At 42.1% G+C, this 26,362-nt stretch carries 25 protein-coding genes and 1 tRNA gene; 10 read left to right on the top strand and 16 right to left on the bottom strand.

All coding sequences use genetic code 11. From position 1 onward, the window contains the following. Positions 1 to 217: integrase core domain-containing protein (locus tag HMPREF1154_RS11425; RefSeq protein WP_009640930.1), on the top strand; the 217-nt coding region annotated here is incomplete at its 5' end. A 235-nt stretch (positions 218 to 452) separates the two neighbouring features. On the opposite strand, the gene HMPREF1154_RS11420 is transcribed toward HMPREF1154_RS11425, so the two are convergent. The 3 genes from HMPREF1154_RS11420 to nrfH all read right to left on the bottom strand — a co-directional run bounded on the left by HMPREF1154_RS11420 (position 453) and on the right by nrfH (position 3,849). Beyond that, on the bottom strand, positions 453 to 1,652 hold the full coding sequence (locus HMPREF1154_RS11420) for a cytochrome c biogenesis protein ResB (RefSeq protein ID WP_009642739.1): 1,200 nt from the start codon (positions 1,650 to 1,652) through the stop codon (positions 453 to 455). Between the two features lie 94 nt (positions 1,653 to 1,746). Beyond that, positions 1,747 to 3,213 carry an ammonia-forming cytochrome c nitrite reductase gene (gene nrfA / locus HMPREF1154_RS11415; protein WP_034567436.1) on the bottom strand — a complete coding sequence of 489 codons (1,467 nt, stop codon included), beginning with the start codon at positions 3,211 to 3,213 and terminating at the stop codon, positions 1,747 to 1,749. Positions 3,214 to 3,243: 30 nt separating this feature from the next. Continuing rightward, positions 3,244 to 3,849, bottom strand: a complete 606-nt coding sequence (nrfH, locus tag HMPREF1154_RS11410; RefSeq protein WP_034567438.1) for a cytochrome c nitrite reductase small subunit — start codon at positions 3,847 to 3,849, stop codon at positions 3,244 to 3,246. A 290-nt stretch (positions 3,850 to 4,139) separates the two neighbouring features. Between nrfH and truB the strand changes: the two genes are divergently transcribed. The 7 genes from truB to fbaA all read left to right on the top strand — a co-directional run bounded on the left by truB (position 4,140) and on the right by fbaA (position 10,859). Then, on the top strand, positions 4,140 to 4,853 hold the full coding sequence (gene truB / locus HMPREF1154_RS11405) for a tRNA pseudouridine(55) synthase TruB (RefSeq protein ID WP_009642720.1): 714 nt from the start codon (positions 4,140 to 4,142) through the stop codon (positions 4,851 to 4,853). Continuing rightward, positions 4,831 to 5,598 carry an energy transducer TonB family protein gene (locus HMPREF1154_RS11400; RefSeq protein ID WP_034567433.1) on the top strand — a complete coding sequence of 256 codons (768 nt, stop codon included), beginning with the start codon at positions 4,831 to 4,833 and terminating at the stop codon, positions 5,596 to 5,598. Before truB ends, HMPREF1154_RS11400 begins: the two co-directional genes overlap by 23 nt. After that, on the top strand, positions 5,595 to 6,140 hold the full coding sequence (locus HMPREF1154_RS11395) for a GNAT family N-acetyltransferase (protein WP_009642711.1): 546 nt from the start codon (positions 5,595 to 5,597) through the stop codon (positions 6,138 to 6,140). Before HMPREF1154_RS11400 ends, HMPREF1154_RS11395 begins: the two co-directional genes overlap by 4 nt. Before the next feature lie 79 nt (positions 6,141 to 6,219). Beyond that, a complete protein-coding gene (locus tag HMPREF1154_RS11390) occupies positions 6,220 to 7,041 on the top strand; it encodes a 2,3,4,5-tetrahydropyridine-2,6-dicarboxylate N-succinyltransferase (protein WP_009642724.1) in 822 nt (273 codons plus the stop codon). A gap of 136 nt (positions 7,042 to 7,177) precedes the next feature. Beyond that, positions 7,178 to 7,299 (top strand) — tRNA-OTHER (locus HMPREF1154_RS13425). A 99-nt stretch (positions 7,300 to 7,398) separates the two neighbouring features. Next, positions 7,399 to 9,723, top strand: coding sequence for a prokaryotic RING finger family 4 (locus HMPREF1154_RS11385; protein ID WP_009642748.1), 2,325 nt, complete (start codon positions 7,399 to 7,401; stop codon positions 9,721 to 9,723). 68 nt (positions 9,724 to 9,791) lie between these two features. After that, entirely contained in the window at positions 9,792 to 10,859 is a 1,068-nt protein-coding gene (fbaA, locus tag HMPREF1154_RS11380; protein ID WP_009642758.1) for a class II fructose-bisphosphate aldolase, read from the top strand. A 71-nt stretch (positions 10,860 to 10,930) separates the two neighbouring features. Here the strand turns inward: fbaA and HMPREF1154_RS11375 are convergent, their stop codons facing one another. Both HMPREF1154_RS11375 and HMPREF1154_RS11370 read right to left on the bottom strand, forming a co-directional pair. Further along, positions 10,931 to 11,989: a hypothetical protein gene (locus tag HMPREF1154_RS11375; protein WP_009642752.1), complete on the bottom strand. Its 1,059-nt coding sequence runs from the start codon at positions 11,987 to 11,989 to the stop codon at positions 10,931 to 10,933. Positions 11,990 to 12,508: 519 nt separating this feature from the next. After that, positions 12,509 to 13,309 carry a hypothetical protein gene (locus tag HMPREF1154_RS11370; protein ID WP_009642712.1) on the bottom strand — a complete coding sequence of 267 codons (801 nt, stop codon included), beginning with the start codon at positions 13,307 to 13,309 and terminating at the stop codon, positions 12,509 to 12,511. A 105-nt stretch (positions 13,310 to 13,414) separates the two neighbouring features. On the opposite strand from HMPREF1154_RS11370, the gene HMPREF1154_RS11365 reads away from it, so the two are divergent. Beyond that, positions 13,415 to 13,858: a PepSY-like domain-containing protein gene (locus HMPREF1154_RS11365; RefSeq protein WP_009642713.1), complete on the top strand. Its 444-nt coding sequence runs from the start codon at positions 13,415 to 13,417 to the stop codon at positions 13,856 to 13,858. Positions 13,859 to 13,895: 37 nt separating this feature from the next. Here HMPREF1154_RS11365 and rho read toward each other — a convergent pair whose 3' ends face one another. Continuing rightward, positions 13,896 to 15,707 (bottom strand): transcription termination factor Rho, encoded by a 1,812-nt coding sequence (gene rho, locus HMPREF1154_RS11360; protein WP_009642753.1) that lies wholly within the window; start codon positions 15,705 to 15,707, stop codon positions 13,896 to 13,898. Positions 15,708 to 15,948: 241 nt separating this feature from the next. On the opposite strand from rho, the gene HMPREF1154_RS11355 reads away from it, so the two are divergent. Beyond that, positions 15,949 to 16,320: a DUF4293 domain-containing protein gene (locus HMPREF1154_RS11355; protein ID WP_016419305.1), complete on the top strand. Its 372-nt coding sequence runs from the start codon at positions 15,949 to 15,951 to the stop codon at positions 16,318 to 16,320. A 132-nt stretch (positions 16,321 to 16,452) separates the two neighbouring features. Here HMPREF1154_RS11355 and HMPREF1154_RS11350 read toward each other — a convergent pair whose 3' ends face one another. From HMPREF1154_RS11350 to dgt, 10 genes are all read right to left on the bottom strand, one after another. Beyond that, positions 16,453 to 17,646, bottom strand: a complete 1,194-nt coding sequence (locus HMPREF1154_RS11350; RefSeq protein WP_009642749.1) for a C1 family peptidase — start codon at positions 17,644 to 17,646, stop codon at positions 16,453 to 16,455. Positions 17,647 to 17,678: 32 nt separating this feature from the next. Next, positions 17,679 to 18,869, bottom strand: a complete 1,191-nt coding sequence (locus HMPREF1154_RS11345) for a C1 family peptidase (RefSeq protein WP_009642738.1) — start codon at positions 18,867 to 18,869, stop codon at positions 17,679 to 17,681. 2 nt (positions 18,870 to 18,871) lie between these two features. Further along, entirely contained in the window at positions 18,872 to 19,384 is a 513-nt protein-coding gene (locus HMPREF1154_RS11340) for an adenine phosphoribosyltransferase (RefSeq protein ID WP_172539832.1), read from the bottom strand. A 147-nt stretch (positions 19,385 to 19,531) separates the two neighbouring features. Further along, positions 19,532 to 20,191 carry an ABC transporter ATP-binding protein gene (locus tag HMPREF1154_RS11335; protein WP_009642707.1) on the bottom strand — a complete coding sequence of 220 codons (660 nt, stop codon included), beginning with the start codon at positions 20,189 to 20,191 and terminating at the stop codon, positions 19,532 to 19,534. Further along, positions 20,175 to 21,254: an efflux RND transporter periplasmic adaptor subunit gene (locus HMPREF1154_RS11330; RefSeq protein ID WP_009642732.1), complete on the bottom strand. Its 1,080-nt coding sequence runs from the start codon at positions 21,252 to 21,254 to the stop codon at positions 20,175 to 20,177. Before HMPREF1154_RS11330 ends, HMPREF1154_RS11335 begins: the two co-directional genes overlap by 17 nt. A gap of 102 nt (positions 21,255 to 21,356) precedes the next feature. Beyond that, on the bottom strand, positions 21,357 to 22,403 hold the full coding sequence (locus HMPREF1154_RS11325) for a vWA domain-containing protein (RefSeq protein WP_009642751.1): 1,047 nt from the start codon (positions 22,401 to 22,403) through the stop codon (positions 21,357 to 21,359). Next, positions 22,400 to 23,398, bottom strand: a complete 999-nt coding sequence (locus HMPREF1154_RS11320) for a vWA domain-containing protein (protein ID WP_009642721.1) — start codon at positions 23,396 to 23,398, stop codon at positions 22,400 to 22,402. Before HMPREF1154_RS11320 ends, HMPREF1154_RS11325 begins: the two co-directional genes overlap by 4 nt. Before the next feature lie 188 nt (positions 23,399 to 23,586). Then, positions 23,587 to 23,859, bottom strand: coding sequence for an HU family DNA-binding protein (locus HMPREF1154_RS11315; RefSeq protein ID WP_009642725.1), 273 nt, complete (start codon positions 23,857 to 23,859; stop codon positions 23,587 to 23,589). A gap of 151 nt (positions 23,860 to 24,010) precedes the next feature. Beyond that, on the bottom strand, positions 24,011 to 24,958 hold the full coding sequence (gene fmt, locus HMPREF1154_RS11310; RefSeq protein WP_009642745.1) for a methionyl-tRNA formyltransferase: 948 nt from the start codon (positions 24,956 to 24,958) through the stop codon (positions 24,011 to 24,013). A gap of 44 nt (positions 24,959 to 25,002) precedes the next feature. Next, a complete protein-coding gene (dgt, locus tag HMPREF1154_RS11305) occupies positions 25,003 to 26,358 on the bottom strand; it encodes a dGTP triphosphohydrolase (protein ID WP_009642698.1) in 1,356 nt (451 codons plus the stop codon). Positions 26,359 to 26,362 lie beyond the last annotated feature (4 nt).

The following is a 26,362-nucleotide window of genomic DNA, read 5'->3' as shown; positions in this document are numbered from 1 at the left end:
CAGTATGACAGAGAAGGATCATTGTTATGAAAATGCTTGTGCAGAGCGTGTAAATGGGATATTGAAAGCTGAATTTCTCTTAGATAGGACATTTAATGACGAACAATTAGCTGAAAGAGCTGTTCGTTCGGCTATAGAGACTTATAACCAAGAGCGCCTACACTGGTCATTAGAGTTGAAGACACCAGATAGTATTTTCTTTAATCAAGTAGCATAAACATAGATATTATAGGCTATTAAAGATAAAAGCCATGCTTATATATGATTACAGAACTAAAGTTATTCCTGAAGTTACATAAAGTGTGACTTGATAAAAATGATGTTAAACAAATAACTAAAAGTGTCAACTAATTTTAGGACATGACATAGTGGTTAGTGGTTAGTGGTTAGTTTCTAGAGACTAACAACTGACTACTGACAACTAACAACTGACTACTGACAACTAACAACAACTAATTCCTTTTTACTTCAAATAATAGCGCTACACCGCCTGCAATAAGTAAGAAAATACCTACATACACCACTGGAAGCCAAGGGTCTGATACCAGTTCCACTACACTGAGGTCTGACCAGCGCCCCATACGCTCATCATAACTGAGCTGATAGATACGCCAACCGCCTACACTTATGGGGTGATTGACTTCTATCTTTTCTTCCAAGATACGATTGCTACCCTTCTGATAGATAAGTACTTGAGATTGGAACTTACGTGCTTCAGGTGGCGCCATAACTAGGGTATGTTCTTTATCTAAGTCTATTGCACGAGGAGGAAGCTGGAAGTTCCCTGCCGAGATCCATTCTTTCTTTCTCTGGTGGGTACGCAAGTCCTCTACTGTAACTAGAGCTGCATTGGCAGCTCCCCACATGGTATGGTTAATATAAGTGGAATCTGTATCTGGAATGGCTTTTTCTAAATACTTGTGTAAGGTAATTTTCCAATTCAGTAGCGTGGCCTGCTCCCCTTCTCGCTCCAGCATGAAACCAATAGGTTTTCCTTTAGGCAGCGAAGTACCTGTGGTATCTATCACAAAGAGTTTGTTAGGATAAATGTCTATAGAAAATTCCTTGAGTTCTATCGCCAGAGGCAGATTTACTACCTTATCATCGGCTGTTTTGGCCTGCCACTGGGGGATATCCTTCTTAAGGTCCATCGTAAGGCGAACAATATCTCCCTGACCTAAGACGCCTGCAAACATAGCCAGCCACAAACCAAAGTGATTGAGCAAGAAAGCAATATTCTTACGCTGATAAACCATAGAGCGCTTGAGGATAGAAAACCAAAGATTGGTTAAGGTCAAAAAGAAAACAAGGCCAAAATACCATGTCTTGGTAAGGTCATCTAAGCCCAACTTGCCCAAGATACCTGTAAGTTCCTCAGGCTTTACATTGATACTTCCCAGCCCAATGGTCAGTACCCCAAGTGTTACTACCGTAACAATGGCAAAAGGTGCCGAGGCGAAACGAAGGATAAAGTTGGTCTTGCGCCAAAGGAAATAAATAGCCGTTGTCAAAAAGACAAAGACAGCTCCCCCTACCACATTGTAAGGAAAGCTAAACCAGCTCTTGCTGATACTGCCTATGGAGAGTTGTAGCACCAGTCCTACCACTACAGCGGTAAGAGAAAAAACAATAGCGAAAGGATAAGACTTCATTAATAATGATTAATGGTTAATGATTAATGATTAATCAAAATATAAAAAGTAAGGGCGAATTGTCATTCGCCCCTACTTATTTGTGCAGTTCGCACTATTTTTGTGTAACTAAGCGACCTTCTTTACGAGCTTCTTCGAGCCATTTAGGAACGATAGTTTTCAAGAATTCTTTCTTAGCTGCTTCTTCCTTAGGTATGTCTAAGCCTATTTCTTTTTGAGCTTTGGCTTTAGTACTAATGTCTGGCATTACGAACTCAGCTGCAATATGCAATTTTTCTTTAAGCACATCCAAGTTCTTTTCAGCTTCAAGAGCATAAATAAGCCCATCACTAAGGAGACGCTCTGACTCTATAGGAGCATGGAAAGCCGCTCCATGTGAGGAGTGTACCATATCCCAACGCCATTGAGACTTACGGATAAGAGCTAAGGTAGGTTTCATTTGTTCTTCAGTTGCCCCATTGTCCCACAAGAATTTAGCTTTAAAATGTACTTTAGCCAATTCCTTTTCAAGTTTCATACGCATACCATATACAGCATCTTGGCGGTCATATACATTCTTTCTAAGGTCTTCTTCGCTTTGGCGGTGACAAGTTTGGCAACTGGCAGAAATATTACGCAAAGGACTGGAGATTTGGTGATCAGTGAATTTCACAGCCCCATCGGTCTTGTAAGGCATGTGGCAGTCTGCACAAGATACTCCACGCTGTCCGTGGATACCGAGCTGAGAAAGCTCATAATCGGGGTGTTGTGCCTTGATAATAGGAGCACGACTCACTTTATGAACATAGTCTGTCCAGCCTTCTTTGTCGTAGTATTCTTCCATTTTTTCCACAGTCATACCTTCGTCCCATGGGAAAGTAAGATATTTCTTATCTCCTTTGAAGTAGTATTCTACGTGGCATTGGGCACATACAAGGGAACGCATTTCTTGGTGAGTCGCTTTGTTGATGTCTTTTCCTTGGCGAGCAAAAGCCTCTGCCAACGCTGGTTGGTGTACTTCCAAACTCATAGTCTTGGTATTGTGGCAAGTAGCACAACCGATAGGGTTCACTATTTCGCTACCCCACTTGTCCCAAGGAGCACTATAGTATTCTTCCAAACCTACTTTCTTCATAAGGCGAGGTACATCAGGACTCTTACAAGTCCAGCAAGTACCTGGCTGTGGAGAGTGGGTAGTCTCAGAAGGAGATCCTGTACGGAGGATTTTGGTAACATCCTCTATGGCATGCATGTGGCCACGAGGTGCATTGTATTCCTTAGAGAAGGCATAGCCCGCCCAAAGGATTACCATTTCAGGACGTAGTGCCAAGAGGTCATCATCTTGACTGCTCATATACTTAGAGCGGAAAGTGGTATCGGCAGTAGCTTCCCATGAGTCATACTGACGAGGGTAAAACTCTTTGTAAAGCTCATTGCGGCACTCTTGGTCTTCCAAGTTATTACCTCCTTTGGCTATAAATTCGGCCTCATGAGACCTATTCATTATGGAATTAGCTAACAAACCTAAAAGGAACGTCACTATAGCTAATATTCCTACTAGTAACCAATTTTTCTTTTTCATCGTTGTATAAATTAGTTTGTTTTTAATCAATTATTTTTTTTCTGTTTTTATTAAGTCCTGTATCCACTGTGGGGTATTTTCACCCATATCATCTATGATAGGTACAGGAGAGTGAGGAGCGGAGTTCAATCCGCGTACGCGACTGTGGGGCACCTCGCGGTGACACTCCCAGCAGAGCTTACCATTATCGGCATGTGCCATAGGAGCAGTTACTTTACCTAGCCTTACTTCAGAGACAAGAGTGCTATGGCAGCGGATACAGTTCTCCTGTACTACCTTCTGCCCTGGAGCATGCATTTTGATCACCTGTGGTTCGAGTCGAAAGGTGAACATGGTAGCATGCCTTAGCCCGTCATTGGCCTTGAAGTAATACTTACGGAATACATTGTCATGAGGTACATGGCAATCGTTGCAGACCGTATTGCGTCCATGTGAGGAGTGCGACCATGTAGCATATTCTGGCTCCATGATGTGGCAGTTCACACACGCCTTGGGGTCATCCGAAAGATAAGAATGCGCCTTGGAAAGGTAAAATATATACCCACACAAGCCCAATATAATTCCTACAAAAGAAGGAATCAGATACCGAAAAAATCGGCCTTTCTTAGGGGTGCTTTCATTTGAAGACGTTGGCATATTGTTAATGTTTTGTTTTTTTATTTCCATTGCAGAGATAGGTATTTTTCTTTATATTACAATAAATTTCTTTGTTTTGCATATATTTTATTCTCATTCTAAATAAACATAAATTTAACACTTATAAGTCCGAAATATAAATCAGTGATAGTGAAAAGAGAAACGCAAAAAGCATACTTTCCGCTCCTTTTTTTACGCTTAACTGATTAATTTTTTTAAAAAGCTATTAGAATTAAAAAAATAAATGTACTTTTGCCACAACTTTCATTTCCTTAAAAATCATTTTACCTATGCAATCACTCATAGAAGGAACTATCATACTGATTGACAAACCTTTACACTGGAGTTCTTTCCAAGCGGTCAACAAACTCAAGTGGGCTATCATGAAGAAGTATCGCCTGAAAAAATTCAAGATAGGCCATGCTGGTACCCTTGACCCCTTGGCTACAGGGCTTTTGATACTATGCACAGGCAAGCATACCAAGCAAATCCCTCAGATACAGGACGCTCCCAAGATATACACTGGCACCATTGCGCTAGGAGCTACTACTCCTTCCTATGACTTAGAAACAGAGATTGACGCCACCTTCCCAACCGAGCATATCACTCCCGAACTCATTGAGCAGGTCAGAGAACAGTTTGTTGGAGATCTCATTCAAGCCCCTCCCCTATTCTCGGCTATCAAAAAAGACGGAAAGCGCCTCTATGAACTCGCTCGCAAAGGAGAGACTACCGAAGTACCCAAAAGAGCTATTACCATACATGCTTTAGAACTCTCCCTCACAGGAGAAAAAGAACTCTCCTTTAAGGTACATTGTAGCAAAGGGACTTATATACGTTCCTTGGTACATGACATAGGCAAGGCCTTAGGTAGTGGAGCACACCTTACCTCCCTAAGGCGTACCCAGATAGGAGCATACGCTGTAGCACAAGCCTACACCCCTGAGGATTTTGTGCAACAATTTATAAACCACACCCCCCATGAAACTAACACAATACATTAAGAGAGAAATTGAAGCCACAAGCTTGTCTGGTAAGGAAAGGGCTTTCGTCATTACCTTAGTGATTATGCTTTGTATAGTGGTTTCATTTATTATTATCAGGGTCAATAATAAGCCTGAAGAGATTTGGGTAGAGATTCCCCCTGCCGAGGAAATAGACAAGCTCCTAAAGGAAGAAAAAATCCCTGAAGATACCCAAAAAGAACAAGAAAGTGTTCCCGATAATGCGCCAATAACCACCCGCTCCTATAACGAAGCTGATTCTCGTATCAAACAGGCCAAAGACCTTGAGAGTTTGGACGACCTTTTAGCCAAACAACAAGCCCAAGAAGCTTCTGGTGAGACAGATAAGACCCCTGGCGAAGCAGAAGGCGTAGAACCACCCAAAGTGGAACCCTATAAGGTCAATGATGGTATGTCTTTTAAAGATTTGGAGAAATATAAGCCACAAAACAAGAATGAGAAAAAAGCCAATAAGCGTACCCTGATTTCCTATTATCTCTCTGGAAGAGAAGCCGTTGCAGAACTTCCCAACCCTGTCTATACTTGTGAAGAATCAGGCAAAGTGGTCGTCAATATCACTGTAGATGACCAAGGACGAGTCATAGAGGCCTCTTATAACAAAGCCTCTTCAAGTACAGCCAACGGATGCTTGATAGACAATGCTATCTATTACGCCCGCAAAGCTCGCTTTAACAAAGATAGCAAAAACAAACAACTCGGAACCATTACTTACCTATTTCAATGATACGTACAGCCACCCCTGCCGATGCCCCTTTTGTGGCTCCCCTTATGTTTCAGGCTATGTCTGAAATCGTTTTCAAACTTATTCAACAAGAAGATATTCAGGAGTCTATCCGATTCCTTGAAAAGCTCTTTATCCAAGAAAACAACCAATATTCCTATGAGAATACTTTGGTCTATGAAAAAGATAAACAGATTCTCGGTTCGCTTGTCTATTATAATGGTGCCCATATAGACCCCTTGTCTCAGTCTGTTTTTGATTTTATCAAAGCTTCCTATGGACATGACATCCGCTTGGAAAAAGAAACCCAAGCTGGTGAGTATTATATAGATACACTAAGTGTCTCCCCCAAGGTACAAGGAAAAGGTATAGGCTCCTCTCTGCTACTCCACCTCAAGGAACTACTCAAGGGAGAGACCATTGGACTATTAGTCTCTATGGACAACCCTCAAGCAGAAAAGCTTTACCTTCGTATGGGCTTTGTATATGCCGATATGAAGATGCTCGCGGGGGCTCCTTACAAGCACTTGGTATACCAATCTTAAGGCGTTAATTAATCATTAAACATCAGTTCATTAATCATTAAATTTCTTATCTTTGCAAATAAGAAATGAATTATCAATTATGAATATAAAAGATTTACAAGAGAAAGTAGAGGCTGCATGGGAAAACCGCCGTCTGCTTTCCGATGAAGCTACTATGAAAGCCATTGATGCTACCATAGACCTACTCGACCGTGGAGAACTAAGGGTAGCCACTCCTTCTGATAAAGGCTGGCATGTACACGAATGGATTAAAAAAGCAGTCATTCTATACTTTCCTTTCCGCAAAATGGAAACCAAAGAGGTAGGGATCTTCGAGTACTATGATAAGATTCCCCTCAAGCACAACTATGAGGACAAGGGCGTACGTGTAGTACCTCCTGCTACCGCTCGTCGTGGGGCTTATCTCGCCTCAGGGGTCGTACTGATGCCTTCTTATGTAAATATTGGTGCTTATGTCGATAGTGGCACCATGGTTGATACATGGGCTACCGTGGGTAGTTGTGCCCAAGTGGGTAAGAATGTACACATAAGCGGAGGGGTAGGTATAGGAGGCGTGTTGGAACCCCTACAAGCCTCCCCTGTAGTGATAGAGGACGGCGCTTTCTTAGGCTCTCGCTCCATCATAGTAGAAGGAGTACGCGTAGAGAAAGAAGCTGTCTTGGGTGCCAATGTAGTACTGACAGCCTCCACCAAGATTATAGATGTAACAGGGGAGAAACCTGTGGAATACAAGGGCTATGTCCCTGCCCGCTCAGTAGTGATTCCAGGTAGCTATACCAAGCAATTCCCCGCTGGTGCTTACCAAGTACCCTGCGCCCTTATCATCGGACAGCGAAAAGCCTCTACAGACCTAAAAACTTCTCTTAATGAAGCTCTTAGAGACTTTAATGTAGCAGTATAAAATAACAACTGTGTTATATTTTTGTTAATTACATCTTTTTCTTAGAACTACGCAAAAACATTGCGCAGTAGGGTTATAATTTTGCACCCAGAAAGAGAAAAAGAACCTCTATAACAAATTGTATTTATAACATATTAGGACAGTAGCTCAATTGGGTAGAGCAGGTAATGGTAAGATTATTCTCTTTTAGCAGGTCAATTACCATTTACTTCTGAGCTTCTAACTCCCTGGTTACGGGTTCGAGTCCCGTCTGTCCTACAAAAAACAACTAAGAAAGGTCAAACAGAAGTTACTTCTCTCTTTTAGGTTAAGATTTACTTCTGTGATTACCTTTCTTTTTTTATTGTATAATGTGCTATGGAAAAGATAACCGCCCTACTAAAAGTTGCCCTTAGGCAAAACGCTTTATTCGTCCCTGATATGATGCCTTTTCAAAAGGCTATACAGCCAGGCACCTTGGAATTGGTAGCTGCCTTGCGAAAACATGGTTTTGGCCTTACCGAAAACCTTTTGCATGCTATCAATGGTACGACAAACGAGTATCGCCAGTCTGTTGTCAAGGTAATAAAAGAGGTACTTCATGTGAAACTCAACTGGGCACCCCTTATCAAGAATTGGGAAGTGCCTACAGGCGAGGGCTTTATTGACCATCTTATCACTGCTTTCTATAACCAATATCCTCATTTGATAAAGTCTGATGATTACTTTGACTATCTATATGAAGAGAGCTATAAGAAAGAAAATCATAAGGAGCCTTTTACCCCTAAGCATGAACGCTTTTTAGCCTGCGGACACTATATTCCTTATGGTACTTTTCCGCTGGATCGCTACAATGGTTGTCCTTTCTGTGGAACCCCTTTTGAATTGGGTGAAATAGAATATCAAGGACAGGGTAGCAAGTTAAAAATCCTTGACCTATGGCGTGAAGCAGAGGCCAATACCTTTTTCCAAAACCTACTAAGCTCCAAAACTGCTTTGGATGCCACTCAGTCCGATTCGCTTAAGCTGTTGTTACCTTTTTTCTCAGTGGCTGCCGAGACTCGTATTGGTATGAAAGAGACGCTCGTCTTGGTAGTAGATAGCTACATTGCTCAGGGTGAGGAGGCCGAGGCTGGAGCTTGTTTTAGCTCTCCTACCGATATATTGCGCTATTTGTGGTATAAAAGAACAGGTTTTTTACAAATTGTAGAACCTAAGACCATCATGAAGAAGGACGCTAAAAACAACTGCCATATCGTCAGATCCTTAGACCTGAGTATGACTGTCAAAGAAAGAGCACAAAAAGAACTCAAGCTCAAATACTCCCGCCAGGAATGTGCCAGAGTGGCGTGTTGGCTCAATGCCTTACCTCTTTCAGCGGAAAAGGCGTGTGAGATCATGCACCCTAAGCGTGAGATGTGGGTGCGCTTTATCCGTGCCTTGCGCTTGGCGGAATATAGCAAAAAGAAAGGTTTTGAAAAGCTCGCTACTCTTTTGGACGTATTCTATAACGAGCGTTATAGTGTATGGCAAGCCGAACTTAATGCTGCTTACCAGAATATGGATAGCGAAAAGGCTTTTTTCCTGCTTAAACAGCGCCCTGGGGTCTTTGCCCGCTCTCTCTTTGCTTGTATGCTTTGGCTGGGAGCCGATGACACGCTTTCTGCCTTCAAGGAAATCATAGACCAAGTGCCTACTCGCCTGCTCTTTACCCTAAATACATATGCCGATTTGTACTTTAGCAAAGAGGGCAAACGCAGCGTACAGACGATCTTAGGAACTCGAGTAGAAATTCCTAAACACCCTTTGGTTGTCGAAAGCTATAATGAGGAGCAATTGGCTGAGATGAAGGCCAAGATAGAAGATCTTTGCTTATGGACAATACAGCATCAGTTCGCTAAGGAGGAAAATAAGAACCATTTTATCTATATAGACCCACAACTCTACCATATACCGCTACCTATAGGTGATAGAAGCCATAATGTACATGACTTCAATGCAACCCTTATGGGTACTCGTTTCCCATTAGAAGGTAACGAAATACGCCTTTTTATGCAATGGGGTAAAGACCTGCCTGCTCAGCATCTCGATATGGACTTGTCCTGCCGTATTATCTATAAGGACAGGACGGATATTTGCTATTTCGGGCAACTTACCACCTTAGGGTGCCAGCACAGCGGAGATATTCGCAGTATCCCTGACAAGATAGGTACGGCCGAATATATCAATATTGACGTCAATACCCTACGCCAGCACAAGGCCAAATATGTAACCTTTGTCTGCAATGCGTATTCTTGTGGTGCTTTGTCGCCTAACTTAGTGGTAGGATGGATGGATAGTAAGTATAAGATGAAAGTATCCGAACGCACTGGAGTAGCTTATGATCCTTCGGCTGTGATTCATCAGGTGCGTATCACCCAGCCCTTGCAGAAGGGACTGCTCTTTGGGGTGTTGGACGTGGAGGCTAAAGAGATTATCTGGATGGAACTCCCTTTCCAAGGACAGGTAGCCCAGGCGCTTTCTATAAGTGGGGTAAATGCGCTCTTAGAAAAACTCAACAGCAAATTCACTATCGGAAACCTACTAAAGCTCAAAGCCGAAGCCCAAGGGCTACAAATAGAAAATGACCCTACCCTTGCTGACGAGGTCTATGATATGCAGTGGGCGGGACAAGGAAAGGTGAGTGAATTATTTTTTAAATAATTTTCTCAAATATATTTTATTGTTTGGAGAAAAAATATTACATTTGTGGCAAAATTAAAGATAATACCATGAATCACAACATCAAACCTGGAGTTGCAGTAGGAAAAGAAGTACAAGAGATTTTCCAGTATGCAAAGCAAAAAGGATTTGCCCTCCCTGCTACCAATGTCATCAGTTCCAACAGTATCAATGGGGTATTGGAAGCCGCAGTAGCTATGAAAGCTCCTGTGATTATCCAATTCTCCAACGGAGGTGCCCAATTTATGGCTGGTAAAGGCCTTTCCAACGAAGGCCAAAAAGCAGCTATCTTGGGGGCTATCGTAGGAGCAAAACAAGTACACCAACTAGCTGAAGCCTATGGTGCTACGGTAATCCTACATACTGACCACTGTGCCAAAAAATTACTTCCTTGGATAGATGGCCTATTGGACGCCTCTGAAGCTCACTTCAAGGCTACAGGCAAGCCCCTTTTCAGCTCTCATATGATTGACCTCTCTGAAGAACCGCTCAAAGAGAACATTGAAATCTGTAAGAAATACCTCGAGCGCATGAGCAAAATGGGCATGACCCTCGAAATAGAGCTCGGTATCACAGGAGGTGAAGAAGACGGGGTAGATAACTCCGATGCGGACGAATCTCGCCTATACACTCAGCCTGAAGATGTGGCTTATGCTTACGAAGAACTCCTCAAGGTAAGTCCACAATTTACCATTGCGGCTGCTTTCGGTAATGTACACGGAGTATATAAGCCTGGTAATGTGAAACTTACTCCTAAGATCCTAAGAAACTCACAAGAGTATATCTCCAAAAAATACAATGTAGCACACAACACTATTGACTTTGTATTCCACGGAGGTTCTGGCTCTACCCTTGAGGAAATCCGCGAGGCTATTAGCTACGGAGTGGTGAAGATGAATATAGACACCGACCTACAATATGCTTTCACCGAAGGGGTACGTGACTATATGAAGAACAAAGCCGCTTACCTACAAAGCCAGATAGGAAACCCTGAAGGAGCCGATGTACCTAACAAAAAGTACTACGACCCTCGTGTATGGCTTAGAGAAGGTGAAAAAACTTTCATCGCTCGTGTAAAGAAAGCCTTCGAAGACCTCAACAATGTGAATACTTTATAAAAACTGCATTCATAAGAAAAAGCACTGCCTTTTGGGTAGTGCTTTTTCTTTTTTGAGTTATAATCTCTTGATTAGAAAGCAATTGTAACCTGCTTAGAAGTATCAACTGTAAATACAGAAGCCTTATAAGACTCTGTACCTCCATTTGTTAAGAATATATAACGCTTATCTTTCTCCAAGTCCTCACAAGTAACCACTCCTTGTGCGTTAGTAGTTACCTCCTTGATAGTTTTTGCTCTTAATTCAACTCTTATGATAGTAGATAGACGATTATTATTTTCATAATAATTCTTTACCCATTCATCAGTCTTTCCTGCATATATACTTTCTACTTGACGGAAATATACCTTAGTATTGGCCAAGGGTTGTCCATCTTTAGTCAAAGTGATTCTAGCAAAAAGACTCACCAAGTTAATAGTAGCTTCCTTGGTCTGTCCTTCGGCTACAGTTACACTCACCTCTTGGTAACTTCTCTCGCCCAATACCACTGCCTTATAGGTACCCGGAGCTGGGGTAAAATTAGCTACTCCCTGTGCATCGGTGATCGCTTTAGTTGCGCTACCTAATACTGCTTTTACTCCTTGCTTGTCATAACCTACAGCAACTGATGCTTGGAAACCTGCCGCTGTAATAACATCGAGCAGATATACTTCTTCTCCTTGTAGCGGATTACCATTCTTTGTAACTGTAATCTTAGCGGCTGTCACTGGAATGGCCTTTAGTGTAATTGTGATAGCATTATCTCCCTCTGTAATAGTGTGTTCCACTACATCTGAAACGATTTTATTTCCCACTTTCACTATAAAATAGAGCTTTTTCCCTATGTAGTTTTTTACATCTATAGCCGCTTTTCCATTCTCTATAGCTGCATGTCCTTTCACAGAAGTTCCATCTTCAGTTTCAGAGAAAAGCACCTCTGCCCCTGTATGTTCTACCCCCGTAGTAGTGATCTTTGCTACTGCCTGTTTCTCTTGATTTTTGTTTTGGTCTTGCTGACCTGTCTGATTCTGGTCTTGTTGACCTGTCTGATTTTGGTGTTGTGGTTGCGGTTCATCATTGTTTTTGGAGCAACCCACTACGAAGGCTGTAGCAAAGCAAACAGCCGCGATAAATGTGTAATTTTTTTTCACGATTGTAATAATTTTAATTTCTTCCTACTCTGTTAAGGGCTTTTCGGATACCGCCTATGATTTAACTATTTATCGAACAACTACAAAAAAAGCAAGTCTGCCTATGGAAATTCCATAAGCAGACTTACTTTTAAGAAATAGCAAACAGACAAACGCGGCCTACCTTATTAGTATAATAAGGTGCTGTGCTGTGCTGTGCTGTGCTGTGCTGTGCTGTGCTGTGCTGTGCTGTGCTGTGCTGTGCTGTGCTGTGCTGTGCTGTTTCGCATTACAAAGTTACGAATTTTTACTGAATTATACAACTTTTTTAACTATAAAGTTGCTTGATTATTTAACCTCTATTTAGGTGCAAATTTACATATTTTTCAATAAACACCAACTATTTAAGCGTTAAATTTTTTAGTTCTTTTTTCTATTTACAAATGAAAATATAAAGAAAAATACTATATAAAGAATTTATATAAGTACAAACCAAAAGTTATTACCCCACTACCTCCTTCACTTTTCACTTTTCTCTCTTCACTTAAACGTTTCTATTGCTTCATAGAAGTCTTGTTCATCTATACCGAGGTTTTGGCAGAGCCATTTAGCTCCTGATAGGTAGTTCATCTGCTCCTTGCCTGAAATCATCAGAGGCATTTCTCCCTCTGGGGTAATAAGATAGGTAGTGCCTCCACTTTCTTGGTGTGGGGCTGTCTCATAAGGCATCAGGCGCAATTGGTTTTCTGTGCTTTCGGCCAATGCTTTGAGAGCTGCATCTTCCTCATTATATAGTAGGATCCCCCCTTTGGTAAGGGTATTTATGAAGTCGGTATACTGCTTTTCCTTACCGCTCTCTATATGACTGATCAGTGCAAGAGTCGGGCGATAGAGCTGAAACATAGGTACTTGTTCTATGGGTGAGAGGGTATCTCCGCCCTCAATAAGTACAAATTCTGCTTCAGGAGAATACTTACAAGTAGGGATATTTCCTATAGGAGATTCCAAAAAATAATCTATCTTTTTGGAAAAATAATCCATCGTATGTAGTACCATGGCCGCTATCTCACTTCTTCCCTGAGTGCCAGCAATAACCACTCTGGTTTTCATCTTATGCAATTCATAGAGGAAAGCCCCATAGGAATAGATAGGCAATCCAAGTGCTTGTGCCTGTTGCCATTGCGGATGGGTTGGGGATACATGCTCTCCTATTACTACGGCTTCTGTACTTGGGGAAATCTCTGACACTGAGCCACTTTCTGAGACCTCATGCACAGGCGAGAGTGCCACTACAAGGGATGACAGGCAAGACGCCCCCTCTGTAATAAAGTGTATTTTCATCGCTATTGTTTAGAAGTGCAAATGTACGAAAATTTTTTTTCTTTCCCATTTCTTTCCCAAATTATGTTTTACCTTTGCATCGTAAAATAATAAAATAATTAGATTATGAACACATTTAGAAAAATCGTAACTGTTGTTACTGTACTTTTTGCTGTAAACCTTGCTGCTGCTAATGATGTACCAATCAAATTCAGTGAATTGCCTCAGAAGGCGCAAACCTTTGTAAAAACGCATTTTTCAGAGTCCGATATAGCCTCTGTATGGAAAGATACCGAAATGCTTCTTGTAGAGGATTACACCGTTGTATTCAACAATGGTACTGAAATCGAGTTCTATCCAAGTGGCGAATGGAAAGAAGTAAAATCACGTGGTACAGAAATTCCTGCCAAGATTATTCCTAGTGGTATTGCCCAATATGTAAGCCAAAACTACAATGGTCATCCTATTAAAAAAATTAGTAAAAAACGCTATGGATACGAAGTAGAACTCTCAGGAGGAACTGATTTAGAATTTAGCCAAAACGGAAAATTCCTACGTATAGACGACTAATTAAAATAAAAAAATCGGGATTCACTCCCGATTTTTTTTATTCATTCATACTCATAAGGAACTCTTCATTGTCCTTTGTCTTCTTTATTCTGTCTTGGATAAACTCCATAGCTTCCACTAAATTCATATCTGACAGATACTTACGGGCGATCCACATACGCTGGAGTGTCTTTTCATCTTGCAAGAGATCATCTCGGCGAGTAGAAGAGTTCACCAGATCAATAGCAGGGAAAATACGCTTGTTGGCAATACGGCGATCCAGCTGTAACTCCATGTTACCCGTACCCTTAAATTCTTCAAAGATAACATCGTCCATCTTAGAACCTGTATCGGTAAGGGCAGTGGCGATGATAGAGAGAGAACCTCCATTTTCTATATTGCGGGCGGCTCCAAAAAAGCGCTTAGGTCTGTGCAAAGCGTTGGCGTCCAATCCCCCTGTGAGCACCTTACCTGAGGTAGGTTGTACCGTGTTGTATGCACGTGCCAAGCGAGTGATAGAATCCAAGAGGATTACCACATCGTGGCCACACTCTACTAAGCGTTTGGCTTTTTCCAAAACGATATTGGCAATCTTAACGTGTTCAGTGGCTTCCTTGTCAAAGGTAGAGGAAATAATCTCCCCGCGTACACTACGTTGCATATCAGTTACCTCTTCTGGTCTCTCATCTATCAGCAATACCATGAGATACACCTCTGGGTGATTGTCGGATATGGCATTGGCTATATCTTTCAAAAGGCTCGTCTTCCCTGTTTTAGGCTGAGCGACAATCATACCACGCTGTCCCTTTCCGATAGGGGCAAAAAGATCTATGATACGGGTAGAGACAGAACTCCTACGCCCTGAAAGATTAAATTTTTCATTGGGAAATATAGGGGTCAGGTTGTCAAACGTTACCCTATCACGTACCGATTGTGGGTCACAACCATTGATTTTCAGTACTTTAATAAGCGGATAATACTTTTCACCTTCCTTAGGCGGACGTACGGTTCCCAGTACAGTATCGCCTGTACGCAAGCCGAAAAGACGAATTTGAGAGGGAGAAACGTAGATATCGTCTGGAGAAGCCAAATAGTTGAAGTCCGAGGAGCGAAGGAAGCCATAACCGTCGGCTACCAGTTCAAAGACGCCCTCGCACTCTACAATCCCGTCAAATTCGAAATCTGGAGAGCGATAGCGGTTCTTCTTCTCCTTATCAAAATTCTCATTGTTATTTACCTTAGGGGTATTGTTATGATTTGAAGGGGCAGCATTTGGCTGAGGAAGTGGATTAGGGGCGGTCGTCGGGGGGACAGTTTCCGTGGAAACTGGTTTTGCTGCTGGAGTAGGCTCTGTTTTTTTCACAGCAGGGATAGCTGTATCAGCCTCCTTTCGCTCTTGTTTGGGGAAATTATTAGCTTTTTTGTCCTTATTGGCATGTTGGGAGAATTTCCCTTTGTTTTCCTTATTAGTATTCTCTGGTTGTTTGCGAGCAGCTTGAGCAGCTGCGTCTTTATTTTCCAAGACAGTACTATTTTCCTTGGGCTGCGCTTCTTTTTTGTTTTTCTCTTTTTTAGGACGTGCTTCTTGAGATTTTGTGGTATTAGGAGCTTTTTCTTTTTTATCTCTATTATCCTGATTTTCTTTAGCTTTAGGTGCCGCCTTGGCAGGTTTCACCTTTTTCTCTCCCTCCTCAGAAGGCTTGGTCTCTTTCTCAGAGAGGATCGTGGCTGGGTTCTCGGCTTGGAAATCAATGATACGATAGATAAGCTCTTCTTTTTTGAGCGTCTTAAATTTTTTCATTCCTAAGGATTGTGCAATTTCTTGCAAATCAGGAAGTTTTTTCTCCTTCAGATCGGAAATTTCAAACATATATTCAATAGATTGATATGAGTTTATTTTATATAGGGGATTAAAATAGAAAAAATATTCTATTTGGAAAGATTTTTAAAAATATAGTTGGGAATATTTTGAGAATATCACCTGTAGAGCAAGCGATCTATTTTATTTTCAAGTACTTATTTGAGATGGCAAAGATACACATTTTTTTTAAGGAAAAACATTTTTTCATGAAATTTTTTTTTACTATCTTTGTCCCCACTAAATCAATGAAATGATACAACGTATTCAAACTATTTATATGCTGATTGTCAGCCTTATAAGTGGAGTTGCTTTGTTCTTTAGTTTTGGAGATTGGCCTTCATTATTGCTCTTTGGACTAAGTGCCCTACTGGCTATAATAAGCATATTTGCTTTCAAGAACCGACAAAATCAATTTGTTTTGAACAGATTCAACATATTGAGTAACCTTATTTTACTGGGTGTATTTTCGTGGAGGACGCTACAGTCATCTGGAGAAAATTCGTTTTCTGAGAAAGGTGTTCAGCTCGTAGTCCCATTCATTTCTATCGTATTTTTGTTTTTGGCCAATCGCGCCATTCGCAGGGACGAAGAATTGGTAAAATCGGCAGACCGCCTACGTTAGTACCAAGTAACTTTGTGTGTAAGCTATCCTACACCCCGTGTGTAGGATAGTTTTTTTGCTCTTATATCAAAAGAAAAGAACTACCCCCCCAAGGGAGATAGTCCTTTTTCAAACCTATGTTTAACAGAAAAATTATAAACTGGTATAAGGGGCTTTCTTGAATTTCTTTACCAAATCCTTAGGTGCTCCTTTTTGATTGACTAAGATAGCTATGGTTTTGTAGCGTACATAGTCCTTGCTGGCATACAGATAACCTTTGTTATCATTCTCTGTCCCCCAAGAGTTCTTCACTATGTAGTATTCCTTACCTGTTTGGTCTTTCGCTAGGCCTACAATGTGCATAGAGTGGTCATCAAGGGTTTGATAGTTATCAAAAGCCTCTTGGCGGAACTGGGGCGTAATTGTTTTTTCCTTCCAGTAAGTATGATAGTAGTTTTCTTGCTCTGCAGGGCTTAGGCTCTCAAAATCCTTTTCAGGAACGATTGCTAAACCATTCTGCCAACTGAAGAATTTTTCAGAGACATCGGCCTCCCAACCTACAGTGTAACCTTTTTTGAGGGCATAGTCTATGGTTCTAATTAGATCCTCCATATTTACATTGAAGGCATAATCATAGCTCCAGTTATCAGGTACTGCCATAAGGACATTGTGATACTTAGGCTTGTCCTCTACGGAGATCATCTCTATGTATTTTTCATCTTCCAAACCTACATACTCTTTGGCAAAAGAGTGGGCATCATACATCTTACCATTGTACATAAAGGTCTTAGGCACTTCTCCTAAGTAGGCGTCCATTTTCTTTTCAAACACCTCTTTCCAGTTGTCTGGGAGTTTTTTCATTTTGACAAGCTCTTCTAGGTAAGGCTTCAAGTCCTTTTGCATCTCGTCAAAATTGTTATAGGTAGCCCCATTGATCAGCCCCGTATAAGCCGATTGTGGAAGCACTCCATAGCGGCGATAGCTGTTGATTACATCATGAGGCTCGCCACCATCACCCCAGTTAAGTGCACCTTGCATACGCACATAATTGATAGCTTTGTCCAAATAGATCTTACGCGCGGTGTAGATTTCGGCCAAGTCTACAGGTTTTTTCTTCTTTTTCAAGGCTTCAGATTCCAAGAAAGACGAACCTGCATAGCTCCAGCAAGTACCACTCCAACCTTGGTTTTTTACATCGGTAGCATCCAAGGCCAAAACAGGAGTAATTTGGTAATACTTCTGTATGTCTTTGCCCTTGTTGTTGGCCAATGCATTAATCAAATTCTCTTGCGCAAAGGCCTGTCCTGCACTAAGAAGTACCAAGACAGAAAAAAATCTTTTTATCATTATATAGTAATTTTGATGCTAAGTATCGGGTACTAACTTACATACCCTGCTTTTTTGTATTTTTTAAGCAAGTCCTTAGGGGTTCCTTTTTGGTTGACTAAGATAGACATAGTTTTGTAACGTACATAGTTCTTAGATACGTATAGATACCCTTTGTTATCATTATCAGCTCCCCAAGAGTTCTTTACAATATAGTACTCTCTACCTTTTTGATCTTTGGCTAGACCTACGATGTGCATGGCATGGTCATCAGTAGTTTCATAGTTATCAAAACCTTGTTGGCGCAAAGCTGGTGTGATTTCTTTTTCATTCCAGTATACATGGAAATAATCTTTTTGTTCTGCCTCTGTAAGGTCATTGTAATCCTTTTCTGGTACCAAGGCCAATCCGTTCTTCCAACTGAAATATTTCTCAGATACATCGGCTGCCCAAGCTACGGTATAGCCTTTGCTGAGTGCATAATCTATGGTGCGGACGATATCCTCCATATTTACATTGAAGGCATAATCATAGCTCCAGTTATCAGGCACTGCCATAAGAGTATTTTGATATTTAGGTTTGTGTTCTACCGAAAGCATTTCTATATACTTTTCGTCCTCTAAGCCTACTACTTCTTTAGCAAAAGATTTTGGATCGTACATCTTGCCATTGTAGAGGAAGGTTTTAGGCACAGCTCCTAAGTAAGTATCCATTTTTTGTTCAAATACTTCCTTCCAGTCGGCTGGTACTTTTTCACTCTCTACAATTCCCTTGAGGTAACCCTCTAGGTCCTTTTGCATTTCGTTAAAATTATTAACAGTAGCACCGTTAATTAAACCTGTATAGACAGACTGTGGAACCGCTCCATATTTGCGATAGATATTGATAATATCGTGCAATTCGCCACCATCTCCCCAAGTAAGAGCACCATGCATACGCAAGTAGTTAATAGCCTTTTCCAAATACACCTTACGAGCTGTATAGATTTCTGACAAATCCACAGGTTGTTTTTTCTTTTTCATCATTTCTGACTCCAAGAAAGAAGCCCCTGTATAGCTCCAACAAGTACCACTATGTCCTTGGTCTTTGACATCGGTTACCCCTAAGGCAAAGATAGGCTTAATCTGGTAGTACTTTTGTACATCTTTTCCTTGATTGTTTGCCAAGGCATTGATCAAGTTGTCTTGTGCAAAGAGCTGTCCTGCTCCCATGAGCACAAGTACTGAAAGTATTTTTTTTGTCATAATTAATAATTTAGAATACTATTTATACTGTATTTTTTCAACTTTTCTCGCCCATGAAGAAAGTCCAATTCCATAAGGAAAGTACATTGTACGATTTCCCCGCCTAAGTGCTCTATGAGCTTGGTTGCTGCCTGTGCAGTACCGCCTGTGGCCAACACATCGTCATGCAAAAGCACGCGCTCGCCCTTAGCAATCGCATCGGTATGGATCTCTAAGCTACTGTTACCATACTCTAGGTCATAGTGTTCGCCTATAACCTCTCCTGGGAGCTTACCTGGTTTTCTAATAGGTACAAACCCCACCTTAAGCGCATGCGCCAAGAGGATTCCAAAAAAGAAACCACGACTCTCTATGGCAGCCACTTTGTCTATTCGCTCATTTTTGAGAGGGGCTAAGAGCTGTTGCAATACAGCCTCGGTTGCCTCAGCACTGGATAGTATAGGGGTTATATCCTTGAAGACTACTCCTTTCTTAGGAAAATCAAGAATGTCTCGTACAAAATCTTTTATTTGTATATTATTCATTACAATTGCTTTCAAAAAACCTTTTGCAAAGATACGTTTTTTTAATTGAAAAACCTAATATATAATGATTAATGTTTAATGATTAATGCCATTAATCATTATCGGCGTTAATCATTGATTGGCATTAATCATTAAACATTATTGTATAAGTCCATCTACAATGCGGATAATGCGTTGTGTCTGGGCGGCGATGTCCTCCTCATGGGTTACAATAACGATAGTTGTGCCCTTGGCATTCACCTCTTTGAAGATCTGCATCACCTCAGCGGTTGTCTTGGAGTCCAATTGTCCTGTAGGCTCATCGGCCAGTAGCAAGGGCGCATTGGCAATCAGTGCGCGGGCTATGGCCACACGCTGTTTCTGTCCACCTGAAAGCTCATTGGGATAGTGCTTTGCCCAAGAGGCAATGCCTAAGGGTTCGAGCTTTTCCATGGCGCGCTCCTCTCGCTCCTTCTTAGGGACATGCTGGTAGAAGAGCGGCAGGGCTACATTCTCCACCACATTCTTATAGGCAATCAGGTTGGCCGCTTGGAATACGAAGCCTATATTTCGGCTGCGATAGGCCGAGCGCTCTACACTATCCAAAAGACTCATATCCTGACCATCAAAGTAATACGTACCACTATCGTAAGTATCCAATAGGCCTATGATATTCATCAGGGTTGATTTGCCCGAACCCGATGCCCCCATGATAGAAACCATCTCACCGTGCTCTACTGTGAGATTGATCCCTTTGAGCACCTGTAGGGTGTCATATTCGGTATGATAGGCCTTTTTAATATCATTGAGCTGAATCATTCTGCACTATTTTATCGTTAGTGGTTAGTCCCTTGGTAACTTCAGTATATTTTCCATCGGAAATTCCCAGTTCTATATACTTTTTCTCCAATGTTGCCCCATTTTTCACCCATACATAGGTAGAATCATTCTTATAACCAATATATTTTTCCTCGATAGAAGGTACATTCTTCTTGCTATTGAGGATAATTTCAGCGGTTGCAGAATAGCCAGAGCGAATCACAGGCATCTGTGCATTTACAGGAAATTCCGCTTCCAAGGTGTATTTCATGATCCCATTCTCCAAGGTACCTTTGGAGGATATTTTGGTGATTTTGGCCGTAGCTTTAAGGTCTTTATACGCATTGAAAGCCAAAGAGATACTATCCCCTAAGTGTATATTCTCCAAGTACTGTTCGGCTAGCTGAGTACGAAAAACAAACTCTCCCATCTTGGCCAAGATAGCCACGGTAATCCCTGAATTGAGGGTGTTACGCTCAATCACTGAAGCCCCTTCTTGTAAGGGTAGGTCTATGACCGTACCTGAAATACTGGATTTTACTATATTGGAGGTCTCACTCTTTCCGATCACCTTACCTGTTTTCTGGATTGCCAATTGGTTCTGAGCCGATAGGAGTTGTTCCTTGGCCGTACCGTATTCTCTTTCTGCGGTTTCCATATTAGCTTGGGAAATAGTCTGTGCCTGATAGAGTTTCTTAGAGCGCTCATAGGACAGCTTGGCTGCATCAAAGTTTATCTGAGCCATTTTGACATTGTTCTCCAAGCGTTCCAGCTCTAAGGTACTAGGTACAAGGCTGATAGAGGCCACTGGAGACCCCTCTTGCACTACATCGCCTATCTTGACAAAGATTTTGTCCAAGACCCCTGAGAGCTGCGACTTGAGTTCTATTTCCTTGACAGGATACACATTGCCAGGGATATAGATTTCCTCCTTGATGTCTCTGTTGGCTATACTTACAGAAGGCATTTCCACCTGTGCTTTGGAGCTGTTAAGCCAAAGGAAGGCTACCACTCCCACGAGCACTATGGCTAAGAAGATTAAGAGTTTTTTCTTTCTTTTCATTACAATTAGTTTTGAGTTTTAGTATTATAAAATCTAAGGACTATAAGGTTTTAGCTATTGATTCGCATTACTAATAATGATTCACTTTTCACTATTCATTGTTCACTTTTCACTCTTTTCTTTTTCCCCGAAAAGGTTCAGTGCTCTTACCCAAGAAGTTTTCTTGTAAGAGATAAAAATATCAATGACCAACAACACAAAGGCAATAGCTAAAAACCACTGGAATTGGTCTTTGTAATCGGAAAATACCTGAGACTCATATTCATTTTTCTCTATGTTGTCCAAGGCCTTTTTTATATTATCCAACACCTCACGCGTATTGGTACCGTCAAAATACTTACCCGATGCCCCTTGTGCTATTTCCTCCAATAGGGGTTGGTTGAGTTTGGTGATGACCACCTGCCCATCTTTGTCTCTTTTGGGGAAGGTCTGCCCATTTTCAGTGATTGGAATGGTAGCTCCTTGAGCGGTTCCCAGTCCAATGGTAAAGATACGGATTCCCTTATCATTGATCTCTTGCAACAAATCCCCTGCCCCTTGCTCGTGGTCTTCCCCATCGGAGAGGATCACAAGTATTTTGGAAGCCTGTCCTGAGTCCTTAAAGTAATCTATGGCCGTCTGTATAGCCTCCCTTATGGCCGTTCCCTGAGAGGAGAGCATATCGGTATTAATCCCTTGAAGGAATATCTTGGCGGCCGAGTAGTCCGATGTCAGTGGCAGTTGCGGGTAAGCCTGTGCAGCATAGGGCACAAAGGCAACCCTATCCCCATGTAATTGTTCTATAACTTGGGAGATAATATGTTTGGCTTTTTCTATGCGGTTAGGCTTCACATCCTCAGCCAACATACTCTTGGAGACGTCTATGGCAAAAACAATGTCCACTCCTTCACGCTTTACGGTCTCCAGTTTTGTCCCTACTTTGGGATTGACAAGCCCTATGACAATAAAAGTGAATACAAGGATAAAGAAAACAAACTTTACCCAAGGCTTGAAGTGGGAAGTCTCCGAAGCCAAACGGGAAAAAGTGGGCTTCTCTGCAAAACGCTTTACGGCTCTTGCCCTCCATAGCTGTACCCCTACATAGAGTAAGGTAAAAAGAGGGAGCAAGAGCAATAGGTAAAAATATATTTTTTCTTCGAGGTGTATCATACAAAACTTCTAAAAACTGTGTGTCGTAATCCGAACTCAGCAGCCAAGAAAACCAAGGCTAAGAGTGCCCATAAGCGGAAATTCTCCTGATGTTGGTAGTACTTGAGTTCTTCTATCTTTGATTTTTCTAACTTATCTATTTCAGTGTATATTTGTGCCAACTTCTGGTTATCCGTTGCTCTAAAATACTGTCCACCTGTGGTTTGTGCTATCTGAGTGAGGAGCTTCTCGTCTATCTCCACAGGTACCATATCGTACTGCAAAGAGCCGTCGGGGTTATAGGCCACAGGCGAAAGTGCTTTACCGTTGGTACCTATCCCAATGGTATAGACACGTATGCCATATTCTTTGGCCAGTTCGGCCGCACTAAGTGGGTCTATTACCCCCGTGTTATTTACCCCATCTGTCATTAGAATAATTACCTTACTCTTGGTCTTGCTATCTTTAAGGCGGTTAATGGCCGTCCCCAATCCCATACCTATGGCAGTACCATCCTCTATTTCTCCCTGCTTGATGTCCTTAAGTGCCTGAAGCACAACCGATTTATCCGTGGTAGCAGGTACCTTGGTATAGCTCTCCCCAGAATAGACGACAATCCCTATACGGTCGGACATGCGCTGCTCTATAAACTGAGATGCTACTCGCTTGAGCGCTTCTATCCTATTGGGTTTGAGGTCTTTGGCAAGCATACTGGAGGACATATCTATAGAAAGGATTATATCAATCCCTTCGGTAGTTTTCGTCTTGGTAATTTCTGAGGAAGAGCGTGGGCGCGCCAAAGCTACAATAAGTGCAGCCAATGCCAAGCCTCGCAGTACATACAAGAGTGGTCGTAACCTAACTCGCCATGTACGCAAGGGCTGTACCCCTTGCAGAGAAGAGAAAAGTACAGACGGCATTTCCCTCTTTCTGCTAAGCCACTGCCAAAGAATCAGCAGAGGAAAGAGTAAGAAAAGCCAAAAAAATTGGGGATTCTCAAAGGTGATATCTTTCATTTTAATATTCAAAAACATACATGCTTTCAAGGCTCAAAGTTACTAATTTTTTCGGGATATTTCAATAGAAAAATTGTTTTTTTATATAGAACAGACTCATTTTAACTTACTTGCTGAACTCCCGTTAATTAAATAAGAAAAGGCCGTCCCTTTGGGGACTGCCTTTTGTTTTACAAAACTATTTTAAATTAGTTTACAGCATTAGAGAGTTCAGTTCCAGGTTTGAACTTTACTACTTTTTTAGCAGGGATACTGATGGTTTTCCCTGTCTGTGGATTTCTTCCTTCACGGGCAGCCTTTTCAGATACTGACCATGAACCAAATCCTACCAAGGAGATCTTATCTCCTTTTTTCAAGGTCTTTTCTACAGTTGCTAAAAAAGCTTCTAAGGCCTTTTTTGCATCGGCTTTTGAAAGTCCAGCCTCTTGTGCAATTGCGTCGATGAGTTCTGTCTTGTTCATAAAATAAATACTTAAATCGTTAAATACAGTACAAAAGTAAGGTTTTTATTGAGATAACCAACCATTTAAGACGAAAATTCATTGAAAATGAAAAACTTTATCGTTTCCTTAGCCCTTACTTTATTTTTTTATGAGAAAATGACCTAAATAATCAAGCAAAAAAATCGCCCTCTGCAAAGTGAAAACCATTGAGAAACTCACGAGCACTCATGCGTTTTTTGGAAGGAAATTGCAAACTTTCTATCTTGAGAAAGCCGCCTTGTACAGCTACTTTTATCTGCTTATCTTCCAAGAGAACACGCCCTATAGGTAGGTTATGGGTAGCCTCCTGTGGAGTGGCTTCATATATCTTGACCGCATACGTCTCTCCCTCATGATGAAGCTGTGCCCATGCTGTTGGGTAAGGCGACATACCACGTACAAACCTGTCTATCTGGGCAAGGGATTGCTCCCAAGATATGTGGGAAGTCTCCTTGTGTATCTTAGGGGCTGGTTTTTCTACCACTTGTTTCGGCTGTGACTGTGGAACTGCCTTATCTGAAGCAATCAGAGCGAGGGTCTCCACTACCAGGTCTGCCCCTACTGTCATGAGCTTGTCATGGAGTGTACCCGCCGTCTCTCTGGGAGCAATAGCTACTTCCTTCCTAAGGAGGATTGCCCCTGTATCTATCTGCTCATCTATAAGGAAAGTGGTTACCCCTGTGGTCGCCTCTCCACCAATAATCGCCCAGTTGATAGGGGCTGCCCCTCTATAATCGGGAAGTAAAGAAGCGTGTAGGTTGAAAGTACCCTTTCGGGGCATCTGCCAAACTACCTTAGGAAGCATACGGAAAGCCACTACCACCTGTACATCGGCTTGGAAGGCCTTTAGCTGAGCTAAAAAGCCCTCATCGCGAAGGGAAATAGGTTGCAATACAGGAATCTGCTGAGAAAGGGCATACTTCTTGACAGACGACTCTTGTAGCCTCTGTCCACGCCCGGCAGGCTTATCGGCTACCGTTACTACGGCTACTACCTGTAAGCCCGCTTCTACCATGCGTTGGAGTACCCCCGTAGCAAAATCAGGCGTCCCCATAAATATAATACGTAAATCTTTCATCTGTAATTAGTTGTTAGTCACTCGTCATTAGTCATTAGTCATTATCAAAGGATTCCATTAAGTTTAGAGTGTAGCTTCGTCGTCTGTGTATCGGTAAGGCTGGCTACATAGCAGGTAATGGCCAATATCTGCTCATAGAGGCTGTCCTGTTCCTGTAAGTAACGTGCAGGAATGGTCTTGAGTATAATATGGTCATAGGAGGAAGTCGTCCCATGCCACTTGTGATAGACAGCTGTAAAATATACCCTAAGCAGATGCTGGAGAATGGCATACCCGGCCAACTCCTTCTCTACAACCTGTGGTGACTGGTAGATATTGCCTACACTCAGGTCTATAATATCCTTGATTTGGTTCTTATACTTGCTTTGCTCCAAAAGTGAGGAGGTCAACTCCCCCCTGAGCAGCTTTTCTTCGTTTTCCTCAAAGAGGGCAACCGTCTCCCCTATCAGCGTACCTATGGAAAGTGCTCTAAGGTAAGCTACTCTATCTTGCTTATGGGTAAGTTGGTAGTACTTTTGGGTGATATTCTCAGGCTTTATTTTGCTCCCTCGTATCAGTTGTATAAGGTACTCCAAGGCATTGTCTTCGGGAATCCAACCCAAGTTGATACCGTCCTCAAAATCAATGAGCGTATAGCAAATATCATCAGCTGCCTCTACCAAGAAAGCCAAGGGGTGTCGTACATAGCGCGCTTGGTCTCCCTCGTCTATAGGTAAGAGCGAAAGCTCTTGGGCAACCTCATGGAAAAATGCCTTGTCCGACTGGAAGATATTATACTTCTTATCATATACTGCCCCAGTGGGTTTTATCGGTAAGGATTCCTTAGGATATTTGATAAAGGTACCCAAAGTAGCATAAGTAAGGCGCAAGCCTCCCTGTACTCCTGCGCGGCTTTCGGTCAGAATCTTAAAGCCATTGGCATTGCCTTCAAAACTACATAGGTCGGCATATTCCCGCTCGGAGAGCTGTTCTTTGAGTACGCTCCCCTCGTGATAGCGAAAGAAATCACCTATAGCCTTCTCACCACTATGCCCAAAAGGCGGATTACCTATATCGTGCGCCAAAGCAGCCGAGGCGACAATGGTACCAAAGTCATTCATCTGGTAGCCCAGCGCTTGCAAGTGGGGATACTTCTGGAGTACCTTGGCTCCTATGGCTCGCCCTAACGAACGCCCTACCACGGAGACCTCCATACTATGGGTCAAGCGTGTATGTACAAAGCCTGAGCCTGAGAGGGGAATGACCTGTGTCTTGTCCTGCAAGCTACGGAAAGCTCCAGAGAAGACTATACGGTCGTAATCCACATCATAGCTCAGCCGCGTAGGGTCTTCCTCCTCTCGTGAGCGAGTCTTGGTGTCTCCTTGTTTGCGCAAGGATAGTAGGTGTTGCCAGTCCATCATTTGA

This window comes from Capnocytophaga sp. CM59, from assembly GCF_000293175.1.
Taxonomy (GTDB): Bacteria; Bacteroidota; Bacteroidia; order Flavobacteriales; family Flavobacteriaceae; genus Capnocytophaga; species Capnocytophaga granulosa.
This window is presented reverse-complemented; position numbering and strand designations above follow the sequence as displayed.